This is a genomic window from Ruegeria sp. S263 (assembly GCF_056780525.1).
The window spans coordinates 1,338,718-1,357,653 of the sequence record NZ_CM165558.1 but is presented as its reverse complement, the minus strand read 5'-3'; the positions used below and the strand labels follow the sequence as shown (position 1 = coordinate 1,357,653).

Sequence of the window (18,936 nt, the reverse complement as noted above, 5' to 3'; positions counted from 1 at the left end):
CGGCAAAGGTTACGAATGCCTTTACGCCCGTCTTATTGGGCTGCTTGTCTATAAGCCAGTGGCACCTGCACGCGGAAGGCTGCTCCGCCCTGCCCCGGCAAATAGCTGATATCGCCCCCAAGACGCTGCATGATCTCGCGGCAGATCGCCAAACCCAAACCGGCCCCGCCTGCCTTGTCACCGCCTACACGCGCGAATTTTTCGAACACCATGGACCGCGCCTCGGCTGGAATACCGCTGCCGTTATCCGCAAAATCTATCACGACTTGGCCGCCTACATCATGCGCTGAAATGGTCAGGACCGGGTCAACCGCATCGCAGTATTTCTGCGCGTTGGAAATCAAGTTGATGAAGACTTGCCCCAAACGATCCAGATCGGTGTGAAGCGGAATGCGTTCGGACGCCTTCGAGCGCCGAACAGTGAGGGTTTTGCTGGTGCCCGCCAACGCGCTCGATACCGCCCGATCCAGAACCGAGCGCAGGGTATCGCCTCCCATATTCAGGCTGACCTGTCCGCTTTCCAAAACGCTCAAGTCCAGCAGGTCATCCAGCAATCGCGTCAGCCGCAGCGCCTCGTCGTGGATGATTGCGGCATAGCGCGTCTGTTCTTCATCAGTTAAACCGTCGGTGTCCCGCATGATCTCGGAAAACGCCCGGATCGAGGTCATCGGTGTACGTAGTTCATGACTGACCTGACTAAGGAAGTTGTCTTTCTGCTGCGATATCTGGGTCAACTTGGTATTCGCTTCGCGCAGTTGCCGGGCTGTGCGGCTAAGTTCGGCAGATTTCACTTCTAGCTGGCTGGAGTATTCCAGCAATTGCGCGGATTCGTCGGCCACGGCCAAAAGGTCCTCGACCGACACCGAAGACCCGCCGACAATCTGGCCGATCATGGCGTGCGCCGTCGCGGCCCCGACCGAGCCGCTCAATTCCCGTTCAAGCCGTTCCAGAAAGGCGGGGGTTGGTTCGGGCAGACTGGATCGTCCGCCTTGTTGTTCAGCTTCGGCCTGAAAGAACTCCTGCGCGGGACCGGCCCCCAGTATGCGCTGGGTCATGATCATTAGGTCCTCGCTTTGCGCAACAGACCCGGTCCATCCGCGCGGGGCGACAGAATGGTCAAAGACATTGACGAACTGCGCCCCCTGCAAGCGCTCCAGCGGGCTAGGAAAACTCAGCAGCGACGCCACGCAGAAAGCGACGGTATTCAAAGACAGCGACCACATGACCGTATGGACCATGGGGTCCATCCCTTCGATCCCGAACAATGCCTGCGGCCGCAGCCAGCCGATCCCAAACGGGCCGTCCTGCAGGACCGAGCTGGACATCAGCGCCCCACCCATTCCGGGCAGAAGCAGCGTGTAGATCCACAAGAGGAACCCCACTGACAACCCGACAAGTGCCCCTGTCCGCGTCGCCCCGCGCCAGAACAATCCGCCGACCAGAGCAGGCAGAATCTGAGAAATACCGGCGAAGGCCACAAGCCCGATTGAGGCAAGCGCAGCGCCGCCACCAGATAACCGATAATAAAAAAAGCCCAACGCCATGATCGCTGCGATTGAGACACGGCGCGCAACCAACACAACGTGTCGAACATCGCCCGACAAGGACCCGGACCCTTCCTGAGTGCTTAGCCAGATTGGCATCACAAGATGGTTCGAAACCATGGTGGACAAGGCCATAGCCGTAACGATCACCATCGACGTTGCAGATGAGAAGCCCCCAATGAAGGACAACATGGCCAGCCACTCATTGCCCTGTGACAGGGGCACAGTCAGAACAAACAGGTCTGGGTTCGACCCCTCTGGCAACAGGTCCAGACCCACTACGGCGATTGGCACCACAAACAGGCTCATCAAAAGCAGGTATAACGGAAACGCCCAGGCCGCTGTTCTCAGGTGTCCTTCATCCGCGTTTTCAACCACCATCACCTGAAACATGCGCGGCAAGCAGACAAACGCCGCAGCAGACAAGAAGATGAACGTCGTCCAGCGGCCCGCGTCCACATTCCACTGACCGATCTCTGATGCGTCTATGCGGTCCATCATCGGCCCAACGCCGCCTGCAATTCCCCAAACGACGAAGATGCCAACCGCCAGCAAAGCGAACAGTTTAACCACGGATTCCAATGCGATAGCGGTCACAACACCATGGTGGCGCTCGTTCGCGTCCAGGTTTCGTGTCCCGAACAGGATGGCGAACACCGCCAGCCCTGCAGCCACCCAAAACACGCTTGACCCCTCGCGGTAAAGGCCAGACGGGTCAGCCTCTGCAAAGATCGAGAACGATAAGGTGATAGACTGCAGTTGCAGCGCGATATACGGCGTTCCGCCCAGAACCGCCAGAATGGTCACACAGATTGCCAGCGTATTCGATTTTCCGTAGCGCGACGAAATCAGGTCCGCGATCGAGGTTACCCTTTGGCTGCGCCCAACCCTGACCAGTTTCCTGAGACCCCACCACCAACTGATCATGACCAGCGTGGGGCCCAGATAGATCGTCACGAACTCCAGCCCCGAACGGGCGGCATTTCCAACTGCGCCGTAGAATGTCCAGGCGGTGCAATAGATCGACAGCGACAGAGTATAAAACAACGGGGATCGCAGCCACGCCCCACGTCCGGCAGCAGCCATTCGGTCAGCGGCAAAGGCCACGCCGAACAAAAGAACCACATAGCCCAGACAGACGAGGATCAGAAGGTTCAGCGTTGCCATCGATCCGTGTCCGGGTCGGTGTCATCCCGCGCCGCCGTGCGACGGGCGGCGAAGCCAAAGATCAGGCTAATCAGTATCAATAGCCCCCAGCAGGTAAAGATATAGAGAATGGCCGACGATAAAGTGACCGCCCCGGTTTCCCCCGGTTCAGGCCATAGCAACGGAATCGCGATCAGTGCAGCCCCGAGAATTGGCAACAGCCGTGCAGCGTCCGTCAACCGACGCCGACGATAACTTTGGCGTTCCAGAAACAGCGAAGGCCGAACACCCTGAGGCTGCCGATCTTCGCTATTGCTCATGATTGCGTGGCCTGCGCGTGCAGATCGCGCACCGCGGTCAGGACCTCGGCATTGGAAAACGGCTTGGTCATAAAGCGGCTGACACCCGCGCTTTCGGCCATTTCGCGATCACGAAGCTGGCCGCGTGCCGTCAACATCAAGACCGGCAGACCCCGAAGGTCATCCAACTCGCGCAGATCGCGCAGGATATCCATGCCGCTTTTGCCCGGCAGCATAACATCCAGAATGACCAGATCAGGATTTGCGCCCTGAATGACCTCGACAGCGTCCGTTCCTTCAGCGTGCGTTTCAACCTGCCAACCCTCACGCGTCAGCAGGAACCGAATGGCCTCGGCGATGTTCGGCTCATCCTCAATTAGCAGAACCTTACGGCTCATATGTTTCATTCCTCCCCGTGACAGGATACCCATCCGCAGTCCTGTCTGTATCAGCTTACGCTGTCTGTCAGGAAAGTGTCAAAAACCTTCGCTCAGAATCGACGGCTCTCGGCGCGACTCGCAGTCGGCATTTGGGCAAACCCTGCAACTTGGCCCGACCCTGGCAACTGGCTGGCCACCCTGCCCGCCTTCTTCGACGGACCGAACCAACATGACCGAGCGATAAACAGGTGCGTCGTCATATCCGGACATCGCTTGCGGCCATGCATAGGCATAGCAATCAAACTCAGCCGCCGACCGGCCAAGCTGTACGATACGTTTGCGAATTGGCACCAAAGGCCGGTTCAAAGCCTGAAACAATGGCCACAGCGGGCACGCCTCGCCAAAGCGCGGCATCGCAAAGCCCGGCACCGACTTGGCAAACAAGATACTTCCCGATGCATCGCACACAACCAGTCCCGTAGGTCGCGAAAGCACCCCGTCTGGCAGTGCCGCCAAACGGCGCAAGACCGTCGCGATGTCCACCGAAAATTGTGCAGCCAGCTTGATCGGGTCCGGTTCTGTGCCAGCCAGCGCAGTTTTCACCGCCTCCAGTGGCATGGCCTTGGCGTCGCTTGCATAGACACCCAAAAGACCGCGAGCGACGGTCTTTGCTGCCGCCGAGTCAATCTCGCTCAGGTCTATCGCAGAGCTGTCTTCGCTGCCCTCCATCTCAGGAAAATGATGTCCGCGCTGTTCAAAGAACGCCTCGGCATCTTCAAGCGGAACGCCGCGACGGTCGTCCGCCGCGTCAGAATCATCCAGATAAGCAACCAAGGATTTCGAACTGTCGGCAAGGCGTTCAGCATCCTGATGCAGGTTTCGATGAAAGCGATCCTGCCACTCGGGTTCGATCTCCTGTGTTTCCGCCAGAATCGCTGCGGTCGAACGAATCGCGGCGGCGGTGGACAGAACCTCATGCATCGAAGCAGCCAGATGTGGATCATGGGTCAAGCGGTCGGATAGGGTTTCAACCGTTCGCTCAAGCGAGACAACGCGCCTGTGCATCTGCGCCAGCACAGCAGCCCACCCCGGGAAACGTCCCGCAAACTCTTCCAGACTGTCGACTTCGGCCTGTTGCCCCACCGCGTCCGCCGCTGCCTCGCGCAGGGCGGATATCAGCGTTGCCTCTAGCCCCTGTGTCAGCAGCGAAGGTTCGACGGCCAAAGCCGCGGCAATATCCACAAGCAGCTTGCCACCAATCCTGCGGCGATTGTGTTCAATCAGGTTCAGATAGGAGGCTGAGATCCCGACCCGACGCGCCAGTTCTGCCTGCCGCAGTCCTGCAATTTGCCGCCTCTCTCGAATACGGCTGCCTGTCAACGTGTCGCGCATGTTCTCGCCCCTCCCCAAGCGGAGCCAACCTTTGTAAACGTTCAGTTTTTCTAAACTCTCAAGGTTTTTCTATCTTTTAGGAGTTCATTTTCAAACCGAGTTTACACCCTTAACAAACGGATTGCACGATCATCGGACCAGTGTTGACGCCTTTCAACACCACATTCTCGGCCGCACCCCTTCTATTTCCAGACAATTCCCTGCACGATACCGAAATGAGTGACGCCGCCTTCGAATATGCTCCTATCGGATTGGTCGAGTTGGAAAACCGTATCATCCGACGCTGCAATCTGCAGTTCGCACGGACCTTCGGAGGGGACGAGGCCGACTATCGCAACATGCCTTTGCTACATCTTTACCCCTCGGTCGCAGATTGGGAGCGTATCGGTGCCCGTAGTCTACAGGTCATGCGCGACACCGGATATTACACGGACGAGCGCGTCATGCGGCGGCGAAATGGGGATTTGTTCTGGTGCCGCGCACGCGGTCGGTCCTTGACCCCCGATGACCCTTTCCGCCACGGCATCTGGAGCTTTTCCGATATCTCGGAGGAACGCCCGTTGGTCGAGCTAACCGCGCGGGAACGCGAAGTGGCGATTTTGTCGTGCAGGGGCCTGTCCGCCAAGGAAATCGGCGTCGAACTGGGCCTGAGCTACCGCACCATCGAAGCTTATCGCGCCCGGCTGCTTGAGAAATTCGGCGCGCGAAAACTACCGGAATTGGTTGCAAAACTTTCCGGAATGCCGCTGTAACCTCTTCCCCCCCTCGAAAACTTGGTTAAAACCCCCATCTGACAGGCCGAGACGCGCTTTTCATGGCAAGGCTCATGGCTTATAACGCTGCCTAATCAGACCAAAGCCCGCAAGACACAGACGGGCCAAAGGGGAACCGTCGAGGACACTCATGACAGACACCAAACACGAAGCGGATGTGGCATTCATCAAGGCATTGGCTGAACTGCTGCGCGAGAACGACCTGACCGAATTGCAGGTCAAACGCGAATATGGCGAGGAAGACAGCCTGAATGTACGCGTCAGCCGCTTGTCCCAAACCGCCGCCGTAGCTCCGGTTCAGGTGGCAGTTCCGGCTGCGGCCCCTGCAGCACCCGCTGCGGCTCCGGCACCGGCTGCTGCGGCCGAAGCACCGGCTGCCGTCGAAGACCCGGCCAGCCATCCCGGTGCAGTGACCTCTCCCATGGTGGGAACCGTCTACATGCAGCCCGAACCCGGCGCGCCTGCGTTCATCTCGGTCGGCGCATCCGTGTCCGAAGGCGACACGCTGCTGATCGTCGAAGCGATGAAAACCATGAACCACATCCACGCGCCCAAATCGGGCACCATCAAGCGCATTCTGGTGGGTGACGGCGACGCTGTGGAATTCGGCACACCCCTGGTCATTGTTGAGTAAGGCAGGCCCATGTTCGACAAGATCCTGATTGCCAACCGAGGCGAGATCGCCCTGCGCGTCATCCGCGCCGCGCGCGAGATGGGGATAAAGACGGTTGCCGTCCATTCCACCGCCGACAGCGACGCAATGCACGTCCGCATGGCAGACGAATCTGTCTGCATCGGCCCCCCGCCCAGCCCGCAAAGCTATCTGTCCGTGCCAGCCATCATCTCGGCCTGTGAAATCACAGGGGCGCAGGCGATCCACCCCGGCTATGGCTTTCTGTCCGAAAACGCTGAGTTTGTGCAGATCGTCGAAGATCACGACATCACCTTTATCGGCCCCACCGCCGAACATATCCGCGTGATGGGTGACAAGATTACCGCCAAGGACACGATGAAAGCCCTTGGCGTGCCATGCGTACCCGGTTCAGACGGCGGCGTTCCGACTTTGGAAGACGCCAAGCGCATTGGTGAGGAATTCGGCTATCCCGTCATCATCAAAGCAACTGCCGGTGGCGGCGGACGCGGCATGAAGGTTGCGCAGACCGCGGATGAGATGGAAAGCGCGTTCATGACCGCACGCGCCGAAGGCAAAGCCGCCTTTGGCAATGACGAGGTCTATATCGAGAAATACCTGACCACACCGCGCCATATCGAGATTCAGGTCTTTGGCGACGGCAAAGGCAAGGCTGTCCATCTGGGCGAACGTGACTGCTCGCTTCAACGCCGCCATCAGAAGGTCTTTGAAGAGGCCCCCGGCCCCAGCATCACCCCCGAAGAACGTGCCAAGATTGGTAAAATCTGCGCCGACGCTGTGGCGAAGATCAATTATATCGGCGCGGGCACAATCGAATTTCTGTATGAGAATGGCGAGTTCTATTTCATCGAAATGAACACCCGCTTGCAGGTGGAACACCCGGTGACCGAGGGCATTTTCGGCGTCGATTTGGTGCGCGAACAAATCCGTGTGGCAGCAGGCGAGGACATGTCGTTCTGTCAGGACGATCTGGAAATCAACGGCCACGCCATCGAGGTTCGGATCAACGCGGAAAAGCTGCCCAACTTCTCGCCCTGCCCCGGAAAGATCAGCGCCTATCACGCGCCCGGCGGTCTGGGTGTGCGGATGGATTCGGCGCTCTATGACGGATACTCGATCCCGCCCTATTACGACTCGCTGATTGCCAAGCTGATCGTGCAAGGCCGCGACCGGGCCGAGGCGTTGGCGCGTCTGGACCGAGCCCTGGGTGAATTGATCGTGGATGGAATCGACACCACGGTGCCGCTGTTCCATGCTCTGCTCCAAGAAGCCGACATTCACAGCGGCGACTACAACATTCACTGGCTGGAGCATTGGCTTGCGGAGAACATGGCCGAGTAACACCACCACTTCGAAGGGCTTCGGCCCTTCGAACGTCGGACTGTCTGTATGAGCCTTTCTCCCGAACTCCTACTGCATGGGTATTCCATCGGTATTTTCCCGATGGCCGAACACCGCGACGACCCGGATTTGTTCTGGGTCGACCCAAAGTTTCGGGGCATTATCCCTCTGAACGGGTTCCACATATCCCGCAGCCTTGCGCGGCGAATCCGAAACTGCGGTTTCTCAGTTACGATCAATCAGAACTTCTCTGGCGTCGTCGACGGCTGCGCCGATCGCGCAGACACCTGGATCAACGCAGAGCTGAGAAATCTGTATCAACGCCTGCACCAATCCGGCCATGCCCATTCATTAGAAATCTGGGATGGACAGGCACTGGTCGGCGGCGTCTACGGAGTAACCTTGGGTGCTGCGTTCTTCGGAGAAAGCATGTTTTCACGGCGAACGGATGCCTCAAAAATTGCGTTGGCCTATCTGGTTGATCGGCTAAGGCGCACCGGATTTCAGTTATTTGACACGCAATTTCTGACCGCTCATCTGGCGTCATTAGGCGCGATCGAAGTTCCGCGCGCTCAGTACAGACAGGCTTTGGAAGAGGCGATTGAGGCCAGCGCAGACTTCACCGCAGAATTGGATCAGTTGCCGGACGGTGTCATACAGCGGATTACCCAGACATCGTAACGTGAATGATCCAGCGCGTTCAGCGCCGGGGATGTGGCGATCATCCATCCATCAAACAATTGATCTGTCTTGCCTTTTTCCCAAATCGTGAGATAGGCAAAGGCGTCCCCGGTCGGATTATCAGCCGGATAACGGCAATCGCCCAAAGCCACATCCAGTCCAAAAATCGCCTCGGTCTGACCGCTTTGCAATTCGACGTCAACGGTGTGGCCGTTCACCTTGTCCAAACCACGCAGCATCGCGCCCGGGCCGGATTGAACCTTTTGCTGGGCTGCTGCGCCGGTGGATGCAAGCAGCGCTGCTATCAGAAACAGGCGCTTCATTCGCCACCATCCCCAGCCACAAATTTGACCAGCAGCGAAATCAGACTGACCGCACCCTGCGTATCCTCAACCTGATCACCAGGTTCGAAAAAGAAGGGCGATCCACCGGGCATCACTTCGACAAAGTTTCCGCCCAGCAATCCTTCGGATGAGATGACGATCGCGCTGTCGTCGGGCACCAATATTCCATCAGAAATCGAAAACGTTGTATCCGCGCGATACGTGTCGGGGTTCAGCGCAACGCCTGTCACGGTCCCGATCTTGACACCAGCAAGACGAACGTCAGTGCCAACGCCAACACCTTCCAGCGATCTGAATGATGCGCCCAATTCATATCCCGGTCCGCTTTGCGACAGGCCAGTCGATTGGCTGGCATAAACGCCAAATGCCACAGCACAGGCCAACACGGCCCCGCCCACCAGGACTTCGGTTACATTATAGCTCGACATTGCTCGCCTCGCTTATTCTGGGGTCCAAGCCTCGTAGTCCGAACGTTCGACCGGATTGGGTCGGCGCAACGAACCTGCAGGAGCATAGGCCAAAGCCGTACCTGTCAAATTTTCCTGATGTGGTTTTTCCCAGGTTTTATGCTGCAACGGCTTGTCTGTCGGCGGCTCGTCCCAAGTCCGATGCAACCATCCATGCCAGTCAGGGTCGATCCGGCTGGCCTCGGCCTCACCATTAAAAATAACCCAGCGCTTGCTGTCGTCGGCATTACGATAGAAAACATTACCTTCGTTATCTTCGCCAACCTTGGTTCCCTTACGCGCCGTGTAGAGCTGCGTATTCAGAGTGGCCCCATTCCACCAGGTTACGGCTCGCAAAAGATTATTCAGGATTCCCATCGTCTGCCTCCGGTATTTCTGCTCCTGCAGATATGGACCAAAGGCTCGCCAAGGTCCAGTGTCACTAATACCGCAGCCCCTATTCCGGCAAAACTGCGGTCACTTCGATTTCAATGCGATCTTCAGGCGTGATGAGATTGCATTCGGTAACTGTTGCCGCTGGCGGGTTGGCTCCGAATGCCTCAACCAACAAAGGCCAACACAGTTCAAACTCACTCATGTCCGGCAAGTAATAGTTTACACGGACCACATGCGCGAAATCCGTCCCAGCCTCAGCCAGTGCTTTTCCAATTGCATCAAGAGAGGACCTGCACTGACCAACAATATCTTTGGGAATGTCGTCGCCCTGAGCGCAGGTTCCGGCAACAAAGACAAATCCATTCGCCACCACGGCGCGGCAATATCCGACTTTGGCCTCGAATTCCCCGCCTGAAGAAATACGTCTAATTGCCATAGTGCCCTCAAAAGAAAACGGCGCGGAGGAACCGCGCCGAATATGTCAGGAGGCTTTGAACTTACCCGGCCGAAGCAGACTCAGCCGCATCAGCATAGATGATCAGCGGTTGCGAGTCCGAAGACACCGCTTCTTCGTTCACAACAACCTCGGTCACGTTTTTCAGACCCGGAAGTTCGAACATCGTGTCAAGCAGAATGTCTTCCAGAATTGATCGCAGACCACGCGCACCGGTCTTACGCTCAATCGCTTTCTTGGCGATCGCTTTCAGCGCGTCATCGGTGAAGGCCAGCTCTGCGTCTTCAAGTTCGAACAGCCGCTGGTATTGCTTGACCAGAGCGTTCTTGGGCTTGGTCAGGATCGTCACCAGCGCATCTTCGTCCAGGTCTTCCAGCGTTGCCAGAACCGGCAGACGGCCAACAAATTCTGGGATCAAGCCAAATTTCAGCAGATCTTCGGGCTCCAGATCCTTGAAGATTTCACCGACGCCACGCTCATCATTGTCGCGAACGTCAGCGCCAAAGCCCATCGCCGAGCCCTTGCCGCGCTGTGCGATGATCTTGTCCAAACCGGCAAACGCACCGCCGCAGATGAACAGGATATTCGTGGTGTCCACCTGCAGGAATTCCTGCTGCGGATGCTTGCGGCCGCCCTGTGGCGGCACGCTGGCCACGGTGCCTTCCATCAGTTTCAGCAGCGCCTGCTGCACGCCCTCGCCCGATACGTCACGGGTGATCGAGGGGTTCTCGGATTTGCGCGTGATCTTGTCGACCTCGTCAATATAGACAATGCCGCGCTGCGCACGCTCGACATTATACTCCGACGCCTGCAGCAGTTTGAGGATGATATTCTCGACATCCTCACCCACATAACCGGCTTCGGTCAGCGTGGTTGCATCCGCCATGGTGAACGGCACGTCCAGAATCCGCGCTAAGGTCTGCGCCAGCAGCGTCTTGCCGCAACCGGTGGGACCTATCAACAGAATGTTGGACTTGGCCAATTCGATGTCGCCGCCAGCTTTCTGGGCGTGGTTCAGGCGTTTGTAGTGGTTGTGCACCGCCACCGACAGAACCCGCTTGGCCGTCGCCTGGCCGATCACGTAATCGTCCAGAACCTCGCAAATATCCTTGGGCGTCGGTACCCCATCCGTGGATTTCAGACCGCTGGCCTTGGTTTCCTCGCGGATGATGTCCATGCACAGCTCGACGCATTCATCACAGATGAAAACTGTGGGGCCGGCAATCAGCTTGCGCACCTCATGCTGGCTCTTGCCGCAGAAGCTACAGTAGAGCGTGTTCTTGCCGTCACCGCCTGAATTCGTCGCCATGTTCTACCTTTCGGGCTTCGTCCCTGCGACCCGCTTTGGGCCGCTCTTGCCTGCAGCTTAGGCCACCGCCGGGGCCGCTACAATGTCAAAAATGTACCCCGCGCCCTTAACGCGGGGACTATTTTTTAGGCCTCATCGCCATCCATTTTGGCGCGATTTTCGACGATTTCGTCGATATGACCCCAGTCTTTCGCCTCTTCCGGGCTCATGAAGTTGTCGCGATCCAAGGCTTTTTCAACCGCCTTTTTCGTCTGCCCGGTGTGGCGCACGTATATATCATACAGGCGATCCTTGAGTTTTTGCGTCTCGGCCGCGTGAATCATGATATCACTCGCCTGACCCTGATAACCGCCACTGGGTTGGTGAACCATGATCCGGCTGTTTGGTAGTGAAAAGCGCATCCCCTTCTCGCCACCAGCCAGCAAAACAGACCCCATCGAGGCCGCCTGACCGATCACCAAAGTCGAACATTTCGGCTTGATATACTGCATTGTGTCGTAAATCGACAATCCGCTGGTCACAACACCGCCAGGTGAGTTGATGTAGATCGAGATTTCCTTGTTCGGGTTTTCAGCCTCAAGATGCAACAATTGCGCCACGACCAGATGGCTCATCCCGTCGTGGATCGGGCCATTGATGAAAATGATCCGCTCTTTCAGAAGGCGCGAGAAAATGTCATATGCGCGTTCGCCACGGCTGGTCTGCTCAACAACCATCGGGACGAGCGTATTCATATAGGTATCAACGGGATCGAACATTAGGAACCTGCCTGTCTTGCTATGGATCGGGATACTACCCGAAGAAACATTACCCGAGTCTTAGTGTCGGCACCGGGGGGCTGCAAGGGGGGCTGAATACTTATGCCGTGAACGCGGCGTTTCCCCCACCAAGCGCACTTCGCAACTGTCCGGTTCCCAGGCATGACCTGAACCTTGAAAGCCGCGACCCGTCATGCGGGCAGGCTGAGTTTTTCTCATCACGTCATTTTGATTCTTACATATAGAAATTCGTCGCCAAAATAGATAAAGCGTCCGCTCTTGGCGGCGATATGGAACCCGCCAACCACGCACATGCCCGGCCCAAAAGGAAAACGCATATGGCACTATCAGAGCTTTCACAGGATTCATTTTCTGAAAACCTCGAGCGCGTTGCAGGAAACGCCGCACGCGCATCCAACTTTCTGAAGGCGATCAGCCATGAAGGGCGGCTTTTGATCCTGTGTCATCTGGTGTCGGGTGAAAAATCGGTTACGCAACTAGAGGAACTGCTATCCGCCCGCCAAGCGGCGGTCTCGCAGCAATTGTCGCGCCTGCGCCTTGAAGGGTTGGTAACGCCCCGCCGCGAAGGGAAAGCTATTTTCTACCGTTTGGCAGATGACCGTCCCCGCCGCATGTTGGAAGTTGTCTACGAGATTTTCTGCCGCGAAGAGACTGCCTGACGCAGTCGCACGCCCCGGGCGTTTTGATACATCCATTCAACCGGCGCAAGAATCTCGACCTCTGTTAATCGGCAGTTCGAACGCGGTTCATGGGTTGCTGGGTTTCCTTTTGACCAGCACCTCTGACCCGCTTCGGGGACCGCCTGTTTCGACATGCCGAATTCTCGACTACCCGCCCGTTTCGCGTCGGCTTGAGCGGCTCATCAACCGTCAGCAAAACGCTGGTTTCAACATTGGAAAACTGCTACGCACGTCGACATAAACACCTATGGAGAAAGCAATGATCCGCACAATTCTGCTTGGATTGACCTTGTTTGCACTGACTGCCTGCGAAACGGCAAAAGGCGTTGGACGCGATATTGAAAAAGCGGGCGATGCGATTTCGGATACGGCCAGCGACGTACAGCAAGCCCTTTGACCGCAACCCTTATGTTGCGCAAAGGCGACACGCACCCCCTACATATGGTTGATTATCTGAGCCTTCCGCGTTATCGTTGCCTTACAGGTGCATAGACGCGGCATTGCATTTCTGACACGACTTCGGGGTTCTTGCACAATAGCAAGAACCCCGATCCCATCATAAAGGGGGATAGAGTGGCAGCCTGTAAAATCCCGGGAACCGGCAAAGGAAAAGGCGTCAGGTGCGCAGACGCGGTCTTTGCATGTGCCCGAACGGACACCCCTGACGCCTTGCCGGGTCGACACGCCCGAGGGACGCCCCGATCCAGTTGTCACAACCCAGTCAAGAGCCGCGACTGCTGCTTGGCGCCTGCGGACGCCTTACAGCACGCATTGACCTTCTGAGAAGTTGATCAAACGATCCGAGCCTCGGCTCAACTCGATCAATCACCTACCGGTAAGCCTCTGAGAACGCTGGTATATCCTAAGATTTACCACCTTTCACTCAGACCCCTTGGCCTTTGCGTCCCGCCGTGGCCCCTAAGAACCGCTGCGGTAAGGCGACTGTTACATTCAGACCGTAATCCGACAAGAAAATAGCACTGCAGCATGAAAATTAGCCGTGGATAACGTGTTGATATCCGCAGGGAGCGTTTTGTGGACAACTCCAGAAAACGCGCCCAGACGTAGGTTTGATCAAGGAAAAGTCCAGACTTTAGGAAGCGCCCGAATTTGCGGCTGTTTCTGCATGTGCAAACATCTGGAAACGTGAAAGTGGAGCGGGAAGTTCAACTTTCGGACGCGCGATCCGTCGAATCGACACCTGCGGATTCGCCTCAAATGGGGAGCCACACAAAAGGCACCGGGGCCGGGCGACACTTCTGCAACCGTCTGCGATGCTGCGCTGAAGCTCACCAGATCCGATTAACCCAAACCAAGAAACGCCGCATTCCAGCATGGATTGAACCGACCCCTGCCGCTGACGGAGGAATTGCCGCCCGACCCGTCTCCTCCCTGTGGAGACATTGGTTCCATTTTTGAGAAGCGTCCGGCCCGGTCGGAGTTACTTATTACGTACTGCAAACAATCGCAGCCAGTACCCCCTACAGCCCAACCGGGCCGGAAACGCTTCAGTTCACCTGACGTTCCAGAACGGTGCTGTAGGTCGTTCCGTTTCTCAGGCTACGGAAATCCGCAAAGATCTTTCCGTCTTCATACCGGGCGTCGATCAGCGCATTTGCACCAATCACCATGGGTGAGGTTTCGACAATCCCGATCTTGCCGGATCCATCCAGGCTTATTGTCCCGGTGGCCTCGTTCTGGTTCCAGTCCGTGTCACCGTCCCGGCGCCACAGGCTCGGCCCCCAAAAGACGTTGTCTTCCTGCACCTGAACATCCAGCATCCATTCGGCCTTGTTGAACCGCGGCTCAGTCCCGCGCTGCATATGCGTGGGTTGTACGGTCGTATAGGTCCCCACCCACGTGCCGCGCAGATCGGGCGTGGTATCGGCCATCGCAGCCGTTCCAAGGGTGAGTGTCGTGGCCAAAGCGGCTGCTCCGGCAGTCATATATCTGGTCATGGGCTCTCCTCCCAAAGGTCTGGGCCGTTTCCGGCCTGCTGAACAGATTGGATGAGAGAGGGCCGGTTGCAACTAACCTAAGGGAAACTTCATGAAGGGTTTAGGTGACGCTTACCTGCCACGCAGCGCAAAGGGCGCTCTTACCAAAGCGCCCTTTCCTAAGCACCTGTTAAAAATAGTGATTCAGTTCAGCTCAAAGCTACCCGAAATCGTATTGACGAATTTCTGCGTGTCCGGATCGGTAAAGGACGAGAACGTGCCGCCCCCCGTGGCGTTGGCCCAACCGCCCGTGCCGCCGGATACCGACCAGTCGCCGGTCAATGCGCCGTCCGAACCGATCCCCGTGGCGGTCCAGCTCATCACTGCCTTGTCGCCGGAGGTTGTGTCAAAGACGCAATTGCCCGCGCCCGACACCTCGGCCCCATTAATCAGCATCGAACCAAAACACGACCCCGTCGCCCCTTCCAACGGGTGACCGGCGGAAACCTCGAAACTGTCATAGTCGGTCTGAGATTTGATCACCGCATGCCCGTCCGAGATGCCGAAGACCTGGTTCGAACTGACGCCCGACCCCTTGCCGGCGGCGTCATAGCTTTCGGCCATAGCAAATGTGCTGGACAGGCCGATGGCTAGGGCTGTGACTGCGGTCGCTGTTAAGAACTTGTGCATAATAACCTCTCATTTCTGAGGGTCTTGCGTTGCAAGCATATAATCAAAAAGGCCGCCTGAACGCGGTCCCCCTGGGACGGAGGATAACACATTCCGATCTTTGCGTCTAAACCGGGCCTTAGCCTTCCAGCCTGCGCGCCACCATGAACGAGGCAGGGAAGGCCGCAACAAAGCCCGCAACCGCAGCGATCAACATGGCCGTCCACGAGACATAGCCCAAGACCAAAACCGCAATCACAGCGAACCCGGCAAGGGTGGAGCCAAGAAAAATGTGAAGGATCAGCGTCAGCGGTGACATAGGGGCCTCGTGTGTTCTGAGTGTTTTGCCGGAGACTAGAACTGAAGTTGAGGGTGGTCGTTGATCTGGGTCAGGATGCGCAACCCGATCAGGCCCATGCTAGTACCGTTCCAACCAAGACAAGGCCGATCCCCGCAACCTCGCGGTGCGAAAAATTCTCGCCGAACAGAAAGTAGGATGCGATGGCGATCAGAATAACCTCGCCCCCGAGAATGCCGGTATAGATAATACCCAACCGCTCCTCGCGCAGGGCGGCAAGCTCTAGCGTTGCGGCGGCCAGCAGGGTTGCCACGATTAACAGGCTGAGGCCGATCCCGGGGATTTTCCACCAGAACTTCATCGCGATCATGGCTGCGGAATAGAGTCCTGCTGATCCGAATGCGATGAGAGGGACGAGCGATGTTGACATAGAGGCCTCCTCCTGAGGTTGCCATTAGGTCAATTATTGCAGATTGGAGGTTTTGCGGCTGTGAGATTGGTCACAGTTTCAACTCGCACACTCGGTTCTCCTCGTGTGTTTATTGAGATCCCAATCTTGCATTGAATGGCTGATCCGTAAAAAATTTACACATTCAAATGTGACGTGGAGAATGGAAACAATGACATCTTTTTTCGAAATCGGTAGAACCGGAGTACGAATTCCACGAATTGGTTTTGGATCAACCGGAATCGGCAGCATTCCTCAGATTTACGGTTATGAAGTTGATGAGAACAGGGCGCGAGAAACCTTGCGCACAATATTTGCACGCCCCGACGGGTTTATCGACACCGCTCGCGGCTATGCCATGGGCCGCAGTGAGGAACGCATTGGGAGCGTAATACGCGAACTCGGCGGCCTGCCAGAGGGTCGCGTACTATCTACAAAAATCGACCGTAACATGGAGACAAACGTGTTTGACGCTGCCCAAGCAAGGCGGTCCCTCGAACAAAGCCTGAAGGCGCTTGGCGTAGACAGCGTCGATATCCTTCACTTGCATGATCCAGAATACGCTGAGGACGTGTCGGAGATCACCCGCAGCGGAGGGGCGCTGGACGAATTGTTCAAAATCAAAGAGGAGGGCCTCGCAACGGCCGTCGGTTTGGCCGGCGGGCGGCTGGACGTCTTGGTGCCTATGCTACGCGACTGGGACTTCGACGTGGTAATGACGCACAATCGGCACACGCTTGTAAACGTGAATGCATCGCCCTTAATCGAACTAGCCGCCTCTAAGGGCATCACTGTGTTAAATGCCGCGCCCTACGCGGGAGGAATTCTGGCAAGAGGCAGCGCAGTCCACAGCTTCTACGTTTATCAAACAGCAACAGAAGAAACGCTCGCCCCAGTGCGCGCTGTCGAGGATATCTGTGCACGCCATGACGTTCCCATGGGCGCGCTGGCGCTACAGTTTTCACTGCAAGACGAAAACATTGCCTCTACTGTGTGCGGGGTGACTTGGCCGCAGCACGTGAACCAGACATTTGAATGGGCGGATTGGGACATTCCAGAGACAGCCTGGACCGAACTCGCTGACCTAGGGAAATCGGACGCCGATCCAGAAACCTCATAGAAGCGGTCAATCCGAAGTCGAAAAAATGGACAGCCTTAGCTGTCCATTTTGAGTGCCGAAATAAACGCCTCCTGCGGGATATCCACCTTCCCGAACTGGCGCATCTTTTTCTTACCCGCCTTCTGCTTGTCCAGCAGTTTGCGTTTCCGCGTGGCGTCGCCGCCATAACACTTCGCGGTCACGTCCTTGCGCAGCGCCGAGAGGGTCTCGCGGGCGATGACCTTGCCTCCGATGGCGGCCTGGATCGGGATTTTGAACATGTGGCGCGGGATCAGATCCTTGAGCTTTTCGCACATCGCCCGGCCCCGCATCTCGGCCCGGTCGCGGTGAACCATGGTCGACAACGCGTCGACAGGTTCGTCATTCACCAGCACCGACATTTTGACCAGATTATCCTCGGTATAGCCGGTCATCTGGTAGTCGAACGAAGCGTATCCTTTTGTTACCGATTTCAGGCGATCATAGAAGTCGAACACAACTTCATTGAGGGGCAGGTCATACACAACCATCGCGCGTGACCCGGCATAGGTCAGGTCCAACTGAATGCCGCGACGGTCCTGACACAGTTTCAGCACGTCGCCCAGGTATTCGTCGGGAACCAGAATGGTCGCCTTGATGCGCGGTTCCTCGATATGGTCGACCTTGGACGGATCGGGCATGTCGGCGGGGTTGTGCAGTTCGATCATTTCGCCGTCTTTCATGTAGACGTGATAGATCACCGACGGTGCGGTGGTGATGAGCTCGATATCATATTCGCGTTCGATCCGGTCGCGGATGACCTCAAGATGCAGAAGGCCGAGGAAGCCGCAGCGGAAGCCAAAGCCCAGCGCAGCCGAGGTTTCCATTTCGAACGAGAACGACGCGTCGTTCAGCGCCAGCTTGTCGATCGCATCGCGCAGGTCTTCAAATTCGGCCGAGTCCACGGGGAAGAGGCCACAGAACACCACCGGTTGCGCGGGTTTGAAGCCGTCCAGAGCGTCCTCGGTCCCGTTGCGGTCATTGGTGATTGTGTCACCGACGCGGGTGTCGCGGACCTGTTTGATGGACGCGGTGAGAAAGCCGATCTCACCGGGGCCGAGGCTGTCGACCATCTCCATCTCAGGCCGGAAGACGCCAACGCGGTCCACATGGTGCAGTGTGCCGTTCGACATGAACTTGACCCGCATTCCCTTTTTCAGCGTGCCGTCCATGATGCGGACCAGAACGATGACGCCCAGATAGGCGTCGTACCACGAATCCACCAGCATCGCCTTAAGCGGCGCGTCCAGATTGCCCTGCGGTGCGGGTAGTTGCTGCACGATGGCCTCAAGCGTTTCGTGGATGCCCTGCCCCGTCTTGGCCGAAACCTGGATGGCGTCGGTCGCGTCAATGCCGATCACATCCTCGATCTGCTCGGCTACGCGGTCACAATCGGAGGCGGGCAGATCGATCTTGTTCAGCACCGGCACGATCTCATGATCAGCGTCGATGGCCTGATACACATTCGCCAGCGTCTGTGCCTCGACCCCTTGGGTCGAGTCCACAACCAGCAGAGAGCCTTCGACCGCGCGCATGGACCGGCTGACCTCATAGGCAAAGTCCACGTGGCCGGGTGTGTCGATCAGGTTCAGCACGTATTGCTCGCCATTGTCGGCGGTATAGTCGATGCGCACCGTGTTGGCCTTGATGGTGATGCCACGTTCCCGCTCGATATCCATGCTGTCAAGCAGCTGTTCTTTCATGTCGCGGTCCTTGACTGTTCCGGTCTCTTGGATGAGCCGGTCAGCAAGGGTGGATTTGCCATGGTCGATATGCGCGACGATGGAGAAATTGCGGATATGAGCGAGGTCTGTCATAGCGTCGGGATAT

At 57.1% G+C, this 18,936-nt stretch carries 22 protein-coding genes; 7 read left to right on the top strand and 15 right to left on the bottom strand.

Annotation, left to right across the window (positions count from 1 at the left end):
* Positions 1 to 32: 32 nt before the first annotated feature.
* The 4 genes from ACT2B1_RS06780 to ACT2B1_RS06765 form a co-directional block, all read right to left on the bottom strand.
* On the bottom strand, positions 33 to 2,711 hold the full coding sequence (locus ACT2B1_RS06780) for an ATP-binding protein (protein ID WP_171121942.1): 2,679 nt from the start codon (positions 2,709 to 2,711) through the stop codon (positions 33 to 35).
* On the bottom strand, positions 2,699 to 3,010 hold the full coding sequence (locus tag ACT2B1_RS06775; protein ID WP_171121941.1) for a hypothetical protein: 312 nt from the start codon (positions 3,008 to 3,010) through the stop codon (positions 2,699 to 2,701). Before ACT2B1_RS06775 ends, ACT2B1_RS06780 begins: the two co-directional genes overlap by 13 nt.
* A complete protein-coding gene (locus ACT2B1_RS06770) occupies positions 3,007 to 3,387 on the bottom strand; it encodes a response regulator transcription factor (RefSeq protein ID WP_171121940.1) in 381 nt (126 codons plus the stop codon). Before ACT2B1_RS06770 ends, ACT2B1_RS06775 begins: the two co-directional genes overlap by 4 nt.
* Positions 3,388 to 3,465: 78 nt before the next feature.
* The gene (locus tag ACT2B1_RS06765) at positions 3,466 to 4,761 is read right to left on the bottom strand and encodes a helix-turn-helix domain-containing protein (protein ID WP_171121939.1); all 1,296 of its coding nucleotides are present in this window, start codon (positions 4,759 to 4,761) and stop codon (positions 3,466 to 3,468) included.
* A gap of 215 nt (positions 4,762 to 4,976) precedes the next feature.
* Between ACT2B1_RS06765 and ACT2B1_RS06760 the strand changes: the two genes are divergently transcribed.
* From ACT2B1_RS06760 to aat, 4 genes are all read left to right on the top strand, one after another.
* On the top strand, positions 4,977 to 5,513 hold the full coding sequence (locus ACT2B1_RS06760) for a helix-turn-helix domain-containing protein (protein WP_171121938.1): 537 nt from the start codon (positions 4,977 to 4,979) through the stop codon (positions 5,511 to 5,513).
* A 151-nt stretch (positions 5,514 to 5,664) separates the two neighbouring features.
* On the top strand, positions 5,665 to 6,168 hold the full coding sequence (accB, locus tag ACT2B1_RS06755) for an acetyl-CoA carboxylase biotin carboxyl carrier protein (RefSeq protein WP_171121937.1): 504 nt from the start codon (positions 5,665 to 5,667) through the stop codon (positions 6,166 to 6,168).
* A gap of 9 nt (positions 6,169 to 6,177) precedes the next feature.
* Positions 6,178 to 7,527 (top strand): acetyl-CoA carboxylase biotin carboxylase subunit, encoded by a 1,350-nt coding sequence (gene accC, locus ACT2B1_RS06750; RefSeq protein ID WP_481668811.1) that lies wholly within the window; start codon positions 6,178 to 6,180, stop codon positions 7,525 to 7,527.
* A gap of 48 nt (positions 7,528 to 7,575) precedes the next feature.
* Positions 7,576 to 8,208 carry a leucyl/phenylalanyl-tRNA--protein transferase gene (gene aat, locus ACT2B1_RS06745; protein WP_171240006.1) on the top strand — a complete coding sequence of 211 codons (633 nt, stop codon included), beginning with the start codon at positions 7,576 to 7,578 and terminating at the stop codon, positions 8,206 to 8,208.
* On the opposite strand, the gene ACT2B1_RS06740 is transcribed toward aat, so the two are convergent.
* The 6 genes from ACT2B1_RS06740 to ACT2B1_RS06715 form a co-directional block, all read right to left on the bottom strand.
* Positions 8,163 to 8,531, bottom strand: a complete 369-nt coding sequence (locus tag ACT2B1_RS06740; protein ID WP_171121934.1) for a DUF2155 domain-containing protein — start codon at positions 8,529 to 8,531, stop codon at positions 8,163 to 8,165. The genes aat and ACT2B1_RS06740 overlap by 46 nt on opposite strands.
* Positions 8,528 to 8,980: an outer membrane lipid asymmetry maintenance protein MlaD gene (gene mlaD, locus ACT2B1_RS06735; protein ID WP_171121933.1), complete on the bottom strand. Its 453-nt coding sequence runs from the start codon at positions 8,978 to 8,980 to the stop codon at positions 8,528 to 8,530. Before mlaD ends, ACT2B1_RS06740 begins: the two co-directional genes overlap by 4 nt.
* Before the next feature lie 12 nt (positions 8,981 to 8,992).
* Positions 8,993 to 9,376, bottom strand: coding sequence for an NADH:ubiquinone oxidoreductase subunit NDUFA12 (locus ACT2B1_RS06730; protein ID WP_171121932.1), 384 nt, complete (start codon positions 9,374 to 9,376; stop codon positions 8,993 to 8,995).
* 79 nt (positions 9,377 to 9,455) lie between these two features.
* Positions 9,456 to 9,830, bottom strand: coding sequence for a Rid family hydrolase (locus ACT2B1_RS06725; protein WP_171125515.1), 375 nt, complete (start codon positions 9,828 to 9,830; stop codon positions 9,456 to 9,458).
* Positions 9,831 to 9,891: 61 nt separating this feature from the next.
* The gene (clpX, locus tag ACT2B1_RS06720; protein ID WP_171121930.1) at positions 9,892 to 11,157 is read right to left on the bottom strand and encodes an ATP-dependent Clp protease ATP-binding subunit ClpX; all 1,266 of its coding nucleotides are present in this window, start codon (positions 11,155 to 11,157) and stop codon (positions 9,892 to 9,894) included.
* A 125-nt stretch (positions 11,158 to 11,282) separates the two neighbouring features.
* The gene (locus ACT2B1_RS06715; protein WP_039970058.1) at positions 11,283 to 11,915 is read right to left on the bottom strand and encodes an ATP-dependent Clp protease proteolytic subunit; all 633 of its coding nucleotides are present in this window, start codon (positions 11,913 to 11,915) and stop codon (positions 11,283 to 11,285) included.
* A gap of 338 nt (positions 11,916 to 12,253) precedes the next feature.
* Between ACT2B1_RS06715 and ACT2B1_RS06710 the strand changes: the two genes are divergently transcribed.
* The gene (locus ACT2B1_RS06710) at positions 12,254 to 12,595 is read left to right on the top strand and encodes an ArsR/SmtB family transcription factor (RefSeq protein WP_171121929.1); all 342 of its coding nucleotides are present in this window, start codon (positions 12,254 to 12,256) and stop codon (positions 12,593 to 12,595) included.
* A 280-nt stretch (positions 12,596 to 12,875) separates the two neighbouring features.
* Complete coding sequence (locus ACT2B1_RS06705) at positions 12,876 to 13,013, top strand: entericidin A/B family lipoprotein (protein ID WP_171125517.1); 138 nt, start codon at positions 12,876 to 12,878, stop codon at positions 13,011 to 13,013.
* A 1,111-nt stretch (positions 13,014 to 14,124) separates the two neighbouring features.
* On the opposite strand, the gene ACT2B1_RS06700 is transcribed toward ACT2B1_RS06705, so the two are convergent.
* From ACT2B1_RS06700 to ACT2B1_RS06685, 4 genes are all read right to left on the bottom strand, one after another.
* Positions 14,125 to 14,574, bottom strand: coding sequence for a hypothetical protein (locus ACT2B1_RS06700; RefSeq protein ID WP_171210894.1), 450 nt, complete (start codon positions 14,572 to 14,574; stop codon positions 14,125 to 14,127).
* 183 nt (positions 14,575 to 14,757) lie between these two features.
* Positions 14,758 to 15,243: a hypothetical protein gene (locus ACT2B1_RS06695; RefSeq protein ID WP_171240005.1), complete on the bottom strand. Its 486-nt coding sequence runs from the start codon at positions 15,241 to 15,243 to the stop codon at positions 14,758 to 14,760.
* Between the two features lie 118 nt (positions 15,244 to 15,361).
* Positions 15,362 to 15,541 (bottom strand): CTP synthetase, encoded by a 180-nt coding sequence (locus tag ACT2B1_RS06690; protein WP_171121925.1) that lies wholly within the window; start codon positions 15,539 to 15,541, stop codon positions 15,362 to 15,364.
* Between the two features lie 88 nt (positions 15,542 to 15,629).
* Positions 15,630 to 15,950: a hypothetical protein gene (locus ACT2B1_RS06685; RefSeq protein ID WP_171121924.1), complete on the bottom strand. Its 321-nt coding sequence runs from the start codon at positions 15,948 to 15,950 to the stop codon at positions 15,630 to 15,632.
* 190 nt (positions 15,951 to 16,140) lie between these two features.
* Here ACT2B1_RS06685 and ACT2B1_RS06680 point away from each other — a divergent pair, with 190 nt between their 5' ends.
* Positions 16,141 to 17,088: an aldo/keto reductase gene (locus tag ACT2B1_RS06680; protein WP_171240004.1), complete on the top strand. Its 948-nt coding sequence runs from the start codon at positions 16,141 to 16,143 to the stop codon at positions 17,086 to 17,088.
* A gap of 35 nt (positions 17,089 to 17,123) precedes the next feature.
* Here ACT2B1_RS06680 and lepA read toward each other — a convergent pair whose 3' ends face one another.
* Positions 17,124 to 18,923: a translation elongation factor 4 gene (lepA, locus tag ACT2B1_RS06675; protein WP_170707663.1), complete on the bottom strand. Its 1,800-nt coding sequence runs from the start codon at positions 18,921 to 18,923 to the stop codon at positions 17,124 to 17,126.
* Between the last annotated feature and the right edge of the window lie 13 nt (positions 18,924 to 18,936).